This window comes from Segeticoccus rhizosphaerae (assembly GCF_009192725.1).
GTDB classification, from domain to species: Bacteria; Actinomycetota; Actinomycetes; order Actinomycetales; family Dermatophilaceae; genus Segeticoccus; species Segeticoccus rhizosphaerae.
Genome location: NZ_VOHR01000002.1, coordinates 47,730 through 54,593, shown reverse-complemented (window position 1 = coordinate 54,593; position 6,864 = coordinate 47,730). Strand labels below are relative to the sequence as shown.

The following is a 6,864-nucleotide window of genomic DNA, read 5'->3' as shown; positions in this document are numbered from 1 at the left end:
CGGTGTCGGCGGCGCGACCACCCTCGCACCACCGCCGACGGCCGCGGTGGCCGCCGCCGCGGCATCATCGACCTCGAGCGCGAGCCGCAAGTGCGGCGAGACTCGCCGGCCGACCTCGACGTCGTCGATCATCTCCACCTGGGCGGTGTTGGCGATCTCGAGAGTGGCCCGGCCAGCATCGAGGATCGCGACCTGCGCGCCTGCATCGCCGGTGTACGCCTCCTGCTCGGACATGCCCAAAACGTCACGGAAGAATCGCAACGTCCCCTCGTAGTCCTCGGCATGGATCACCAATCGCAGCTGTTTCACACCGGTGTTGTCATCGCTCACGACAGCTTCAACTCCGGCCCGCTCACGAAACTTCCGACCCTCAGGCTCGGCTGCGGCACCCGAGGGTGGGCGCACACAGCGCGTCGTCCTTGAATGGGGCCCGCAGGAAGAATTGGCGTGGCACCCGACCTCTGGCGCGAACGGCCGCTACCCGCCATGATGTCTCGCATGATTCGACGCCTCGTCATCGGAGCCACCAGCCTGGCCTGCCTCACCGCGACAGCCCTGCCGGCGGCTGCCATCACCAACGGCCACCCGGACGGGAACGGCCACCCCAACGTCGGAGGACTCGTCGCAGAGCAGGCTTACTCGGACGGCACCTGGACTTACTGCTCGGGCACGCTCATCGCGCCGAGCGTGTTCCTCACAGCGGCACACTGCGGCGAGGGCGAAGGCGAGCAGGTGCGGATCACGTTCGACACGGCATACCAGGACGGTGACCCGGTGTATGCCGGGACCTTCCACGCCGACCCGCAGTACACCCACCAGCAGAACGACCCGCACGACATCGCCGTGGTGACGCTCGAACAGCCGGTGACCGGCATCACCCCGGCGCAGTTGCCCAAGGCCGAATCGCTGTCCCGCCTCAAGCAGGGACAGGAGTTCACCTCCGTGGGCTACGGCGCCTATGAAGTGACGAGCGGTCCCGGCGGCCACGGCTATCTCTACAACGACGTGCGGATGGTGACCAAGGGCAGCCTCGACGCGGTCAACAAGGCTTGGCTGCGCCTGTCGATGAACCCCGCCACGGGCGACGGCGGCACCTGCTACGGCGACTCCGGCGGACCCAATTTCCTGGGCGACACCGACCTCGTGGCGGCGACCACGATCACCGGCGACGCGATCTGTCGCGCCACGAACGTCGACTACCGCCTCGACACGGCAAGCGCACGGGCGTTCCTCTCCGACTACGTGACGCTGCCCTGAGGTCGGGAGCGAAGCACCGGCGTGGGGCAAGGTAGCGCCACGCACGTTTGGCCTCGATCGTCATCCGGAGACCACCATGAGGCCGATCCCCAGCAGGACCGCGCCCGCGCCGATCACCTTGCGCACCGGATCCGACTCCTTGAACAACCACCACGCCAGGAGCGAACCGATGACGATGCTCGATTCTCGCACCGGCGCGACCAGCGAGACGGGGGTCGTGCGCATTGCCTCGAGCACCAAGATGTAGGCCAGAGGTGAGAGGACCGCGACCACACCGACCTGCCGCCAGTGCCGATGCAGCACGGTCCCGAGCCTCGACGTGTCGTGCCGGTGAAGTCCGATACTCAGCATGGCGGTCTGACAAGCGCTGCCGAACGCGAAGTAGGTGACGGGCAACAGGGCCAGGGACGTCATCGCGTGGTCGTCCCACAGCGTGTAGCCCGCGATGGCGGCCCCTGTCAGGACGCCCCAACGCACGCCGAGCATGGCGCGATGTCGGTCGGGGCCGCCGCGACCACCGGTCACGACGACGATGCCGAGCAGGATCGCCAAGGCGCCGAGCACGCCGGTCCGCCCTGGCCGTTCATGGAGGGCGGCCAGGGCAGCCGCCATGGTCAGGAGAGGACCGACGCCTCGCGCGACGGGGTAGACGACTCCGAGGTCGGCCCGGTTGTAGCCGGTCTGCAGCGCCAGTTGATAGACGATGTGAACCGCCGCAGACACCAGTGGCCCGAACAGCAAACCCCAGGACCACGGCCATCCGGCTCGAGCCAACAGGGCGATACCGACCGGCACCCAGAGCAGGGTCGACCAGAGGTCGTACCACCACACGAACAGGTAGCCATCACCGCGAACCCCTTTTGCCGCGACATTCCAGAGCGCGTGACAGATGGCAGCCGTGAGGACCAGAGCGAGCGCGCTACCGCTCACTTCTGGGCCACCTGCAAAGCCATCTGCATCGCCTGACGGAGATTACCGTCACATCCAGTTGGTGGCTCTCGAGCAGGACACGGTGCTGCGACGAGATGGCGCTCGCGTTCGACCGATGACCAACTGTGCCGTGGATTCACGCTTATCCGGGCCGGACGATGGGACAGTTCGCAGGCCTGAGAAGATGCAGCGTGCCCTGGCGCCTCGACTTTGCTCTGTGCGACAGTCGGGCGGCGGATGACTGGGGCTCCCGATGCTAGCGGGCTACCGCGCCGCGTTCCGCGCTCCGGGAACGGTCGCGTTCTGCGCTGCATCGTTCGTGATGCGCATGCCCATTGCCATCTATCCGATCGCCTTGGTGCTGATCGTCTCGGCCCGCACCGGAGAGTACGGCTTCGCCGGCCTGCTCACCGGCGTCTACGTCGCCGCGAACGGCGTCGGGAACCCGGTGCTGGCCCGTCTGGTCGACCGGTTCGGCCAAAGCAGGACCCTCGTACCCGCCTCCGCGGTACACGTCGTCGCAACGGTCGCGCTGGCAGTGTTGATCGAAGCCGGGTTCCCGCAGTGGTCCTTCGTCGGACCGACCGCCGTCTCCGGCTTCTCCTACCTCGCGGTCGGGTCCTTGGTGCGGGCGCGCTGGTCGCACGTGTGGGGCCGACGCCCTGAGCTCAGCACCGCATACTCCTTGGAGGCCACCCTCGACGAGCTGATCTTCACCACCGGGCCACTGGTCGCCACCGCCATCGCCACCACGCTCGATCCTGTCCTGCCCCTCTTGCTGGGTGCGCTGCTGGTGTCGCTCGGCGCCGTGTGGCTGCGTGGCCTGCACAGCACCGAACCCCCGGTGCACGACACCTCGAGTGCGCGGTCGGGCTCTGCGATGCGGACCCGTGGCATGGTGCTGCTCGTGGCCGGGGCCGTCGCCATGGGAATGGTGTTTGCCAGCGCCGAAATCACGATCGTGGCGTTCTGCAGCCAGCAGGGACAACGCGCGCTCAGCGGGGCGGTGCTGGCCTGCCTCGCACTCGGCAGCGCAACCGCCGGCTTCATCTACGGCGCGCGAGCACGCATCGCTCCGGTACCTCAGCGGTACCGGCGACAAGCGATGCTGCTCGGCGGCCTGCCGATCCTGTTGTGGCTCGCGCCCAACGTGCCCGCGCTGGCGGCATGCGCCTTCGTCATGGGGCTCGGTGTCGCCCCTACGCTGATCACCGCCACCGAACTGGTGGAACGCACCGTCGACCGGTTGGTCCTCACCGAAGGACTTGCCTGGCTGGTGACCGGTCTCAACCTCGGGTACGGCGCCGGATCTGCGGTCGTCGGCCAGGTCGCCGACACCCACGGCCCCCGGACCGGGTTCCTCGTCGCCGTCGCCGCTGGGTTGCTGGTCGCGCTCAGCGCCGCACTGCTCCACACCCGGCTCACCAATCCAGTTGCCACGGCCGCCGACTGACGTCGGTCCCCTCCGACGAGCAGGAGCCGGCCTCGTCCTGGCAGACGAAGAGCTCAGGACCCGCATGGCGTGCCCCTGCCAGTCCTGGTGAGGAGCTCGATGCTGGACAGGAAGTGGTTCCACGCGGCCACTCAGTCGTCCCAGCAAGCCAGCTGGGGTGTCAGGCCAGCATGCCGAAATCGAAGCTCGGTGCCCTGGCCCCGTGGCCGGCTGTCGATCTCGATCGTCGTGCTCCTGTGCCAAACTCAGCTTGGTTAGGGTACGGATCGAAGCAGTCCTCGTCGCGCTGACCGAAGCCGAACGGAAGCGGTTGGCAGCCGCGGTTCCGCTGCTAGAAAGGATTGCGACCGAGCTATGAGCAATCGCTGGACTGGCCTCGAACCTGCCATCAGCGCGTTCCTGGATGACTTCGACGCCCGCGCTGGTGACCCCGACGGCCGCCCGGGCGAGCTCTTCGCCCCCACCTTCCTGGCTCTGGATCCACGCTACGCGGTGGCGATAACAGCTGAGCAGTTCGCTGCCTCGCTGCCTGCTCGCCGCACGATGTTCGCCGATGCGGGTGTGCGGGACGTGCGGCGTCGGGACGCGCGCCAGCTGCGTCTGGACGACCAGCACGTTCTGGTGGCGGGAGAATGGGCTGCGGAGCGTGACAGCGGGACCGTCGAGCTTTCCTCGACCCTTCTGGTGAGATCCGGTCCGGACGGATACCGCGTTCTCCTCTACTTGAACCACCACGACATCAGCGCGCTTCTCGCCACCCCGAGGGCCGAAGGCGTGTAGCGGGGACCCGTCTACTCAGGCGGGCAGTTGAGTGATGCTGAGGGCGAAGTCAAAGTTCCCCACTCCATTGTTGGCGAGGCCCACCGTGAGCACGCCCGCTCCTTCCAGCCAGTGCGCCATCTTCAGGCCGCCGACGTCCAGCGGGCGCAGTCCGAGGCTCTCGATGAACGTCTCCACACTTGCCTTGGCCTGCGCATCGTCGCCGGCGAGGAAGACATCGGGCTGACCCTTCTCGAGGACCTGACGAAAGATGGTGTTGAAGGCCTTCACCACGCTGGCGCTGGCCGGGGCCGCCTTGGCGGCTTCCTGCGCGATTGAGGTCTGCTCACGGTGGGCCAGCCCGTCGAACGTGGCATTGAATGGATTGCTGATGTCGACGATTACCTTGCCCGCAAGAGCGTCTCCGTAGTGGGCAACGACCGGCACGACACCGTCGGACAACAAGGCCACGATGACGATGTCCCCGCGCGGGGCGGTGCCCCACTCTCCCGTCGTGGCGCCGCCGCCGAGAACCTTGGCCAGGCCAGCAGCCTTGGACTGATCGCGGCCCATGACTTCAACGGTGTTGCCGCCTGCCACCGCCAGTGCGCCGATGGTGCGGGCCATGTTCCCCGTGCCGATGATGCTGATGTTGCTCATGAGATGTCCTGTCCGGGTTGTGGGTTGTGCGGTTTGGCTGGCGGCCGTGGCGCAGGTGATGAGCTCTGAACTTTATGTAAACCGCTCTGTGTGCTTACGCTATCGCTTGGAGGGCCGGGGCGCAAGCTATGTACACCGATCGTTACCCACTTGGGGTAGCATGCAGTCATGACGGAGTTGGAGAAGGGGCCCAAGGGCCGCCGCCGCGGTCGAGGCGCCCGCGAGCGCATCCTCAGCGCGTCCCAGCAGCTGTTCCGCGAGCAGGGCATCAACCGCACCGGCATGGATCAGCTTTGCGCGGAGGCCCAGGTGTCCAAGCGCACGGCCTACCAGCACTTCACCGGCAAGGATGAACTCGTCGCCGAGTACCTGCGCCGGTTCGACCCCTCCGTTCTGTCCGGCGTGTTCGACCGCACCGACCTCACACCCCGCGAACGGCTCCTCGCCGCCTTCGACATCCCGCGCGCCACTCCACTGTGCCCCTACATCGCCGCCGTCGTCGAACTCCACGACCCCCAGCACCCTGCGTCCCAGTACGCGCGCGACTACAAGAAAGCCGTCGCCACGCGGCTCGCCGACACCGCCCGCGAAGCCGGCGCTGCCGACCCTGAACGGCTCGGCGAGCAGCTCGCGCTACTCATCGACGGGGCCGCGGCCCGCACCCGGGTCCTCGACGCCGACGCCTTTCCCACCGCCGCCGCCATCGCCTCCGCCCTCATCGACAACGCCATCCCCGCGACAGCCTGCGATGACCAGCGACGGGAGCAAGCGTCAGGGCGCATCAGCTAGCCCGGCGGCTGCTGTGTCTGGAGAACGGTAGGTCGCGACGTATCGTGCGAAGTCCCAGCCCGGCTGGCTGTCATCGCCGTCCAGGAACGTGCGGGCTGCGTCCTGGCCCGAGGCAAACAGCGCTTGCTGGGTGTCATGGTCGAGGGAGAAGTCGGTGGAGCGCACTCCGAGCGTGTCCACGAAGATCGTCCGCGCCAGGGTGCTCGGCTCGTCCAGGTGCAGGTGGTCGAAGAACCCGGTCATCGTCGAGACCATCGCCCGCGTCATGCTGACCGCCCCACGCACCGGCGGTTCCTGCTGCGCCAAGGCGTTGGCACGTGCCGACAGCTTGATGCCGAACGTCGGCCACCGCGGCGGCACACCATCGGTGCGGTCGAAAACATCGACAGGGAAGTTCGACAGCATCCCGCCATCGACCAGCCACGTGTCCTCACCGGTCGTCTCGTCGCGCAGCTTGACCGGTTCGTAGAAGAACGGGATGGACATCGATGCCCGAACCGCGTCCACGACCGGGACGTCCGAACACGGCATGCCGAAGATCGGGTAGTCCCACGGCAGCCGGCGCAACCGGCGGTGGGACAGGTCGGAGGCCATGATCACCAACCGGTAGGCCCGTTCGGCCGGCAGGTCGCTTCCAGGGTCCTCAAGGAGCAGGTCGGCAAACGTGCGCACCCCATGAGCCGCCAGCGTGTCACCCAGCCAAGCTCGCAGGTACTCCCCCTCATAGATCCCGGACTCCAGCAGCAATGAGGTGGCCTTCCCCAGCGGACCCAGCCGGTCCAGTGGGCTCTCGTCCCGGAAGCTCTCGTAGTCCAAGGAGCGCATCGTCTCCTCGAGTTCGGCGGCGGGAAGGCCGGCAGCCACCAACGCCCCGACGATCGCCCCGGCCGAGGTGCCCGCCACCTTCTGGAACTGATAGCCGCGTTCGGCAAGCATGCTGATGGCCCCGACGAGGGCAATGCCCTTGACACCGCCACCCTCGAGAACCAGATCAGCGTTCAGACCGGTCACCCCAC

Annotated in this window: 8 protein-coding genes; 4 read left to right on the top strand and 4 right to left on the bottom strand. The window is 67.4% G+C overall.

From position 1 onward, the window contains the following. The coding region (locus tag FRW57_RS00620; protein ID WP_152185008.1) for a VOC family protein at positions 1-330 on the bottom strand (330 nt) is incomplete at its 3' end. A 168-nt stretch (positions 331-498) separates the two neighbouring features. On the opposite strand from FRW57_RS00620, the gene FRW57_RS00615 reads away from it, so the two are divergent. Continuing rightward, positions 499-1,257: a trypsin-like serine protease gene (locus FRW57_RS00615; protein WP_137121174.1), complete on the top strand. Its 759-nt coding sequence runs from the start codon at positions 499-501 to the stop codon at positions 1,255-1,257. A gap of 60 nt (positions 1,258-1,317) precedes the next feature. Here FRW57_RS00615 and FRW57_RS00610 read toward each other — a convergent pair whose 3' ends face one another. Beyond that, positions 1,318-2,187 (bottom strand): EamA family transporter, encoded by an 870-nt coding sequence (locus tag FRW57_RS00610; RefSeq protein ID WP_137121175.1) that lies wholly within the window; start codon positions 2,185-2,187, stop codon positions 1,318-1,320. A gap of 253 nt (positions 2,188-2,440) precedes the next feature. On the opposite strand from FRW57_RS00610, the gene FRW57_RS00605 reads away from it, so the two are divergent. Both FRW57_RS00605 and FRW57_RS00600 read left to right on the top strand, forming a co-directional pair. Beyond that, the gene (locus tag FRW57_RS00605) at positions 2,441-3,640 is read left to right on the top strand and encodes an MFS transporter (RefSeq protein WP_152185007.1); all 1,200 of its coding nucleotides are present in this window, start codon (positions 2,441-2,443) and stop codon (positions 3,638-3,640) included. Positions 3,641-3,994: 354 nt separating this feature from the next. Then, complete coding sequence (locus FRW57_RS00600; RefSeq protein ID WP_137121177.1) at positions 3,995-4,420, top strand: hypothetical protein; 426 nt, start codon at positions 3,995-3,997, stop codon at positions 4,418-4,420. A gap of 15 nt (positions 4,421-4,435) precedes the next feature. Here the strand turns inward: FRW57_RS00600 and FRW57_RS00595 are convergent, their stop codons facing one another. Further along, the gene (locus tag FRW57_RS00595) at positions 4,436-5,059 is read right to left on the bottom strand and encodes an NADPH-dependent F420 reductase (RefSeq protein ID WP_152185006.1); all 624 of its coding nucleotides are present in this window, start codon (positions 5,057-5,059) and stop codon (positions 4,436-4,438) included. Between the two features lie 168 nt (positions 5,060-5,227). On the opposite strand from FRW57_RS00595, the gene FRW57_RS00590 reads away from it, so the two are divergent. Beyond that, positions 5,228-5,848, top strand: coding sequence for a TetR/AcrR family transcriptional regulator (locus FRW57_RS00590; RefSeq protein ID WP_137121179.1), 621 nt, complete (start codon positions 5,228-5,230; stop codon positions 5,846-5,848). Here the strand turns inward: FRW57_RS00590 and FRW57_RS00585 are convergent. Beyond that, a complete protein-coding gene (locus FRW57_RS00585; RefSeq protein ID WP_137121180.1) occupies positions 5,831-6,859 on the bottom strand; it encodes a patatin-like phospholipase family protein in 1,029 nt (342 codons plus the stop codon). The two genes, FRW57_RS00590 and FRW57_RS00585, sit on opposite strands and share 18 nt — an antisense overlap. Positions 6,860-6,864 lie beyond the last annotated feature (5 nt).

Coding starts and splice junctions, on each gene's coding strand:
- FRW57_RS00615 (WP_137121174.1), top strand. CDS start 499: ATGATTCGACGCCTCGTCATCGGAGCCACCAGCCTGGCCTGCCTCACC.
- FRW57_RS00605 (WP_152185007.1), top strand. CDS start 2,441: ATGCTAGCGGGCTACCGCGCCGCGTTCCGCGCTCCGGGAACGGTCGCG.
- FRW57_RS00600 (WP_137121177.1), top strand. CDS start 3,995: ATGAGCAATCGCTGGACTGGCCTCGAACCTGCCATCAGCGCGTTCCTG.
- FRW57_RS00595 (WP_152185006.1), bottom strand. CDS start 5,059: ATGAGCAACATCAGCATCATCGGCACGGGGAACATGGCCCGCACCATC.
- FRW57_RS00590 (WP_137121179.1), top strand. CDS start 5,228: ATGACGGAGTTGGAGAAGGGGCCCAAGGGCCGCCGCCGCGGTCGAGGC.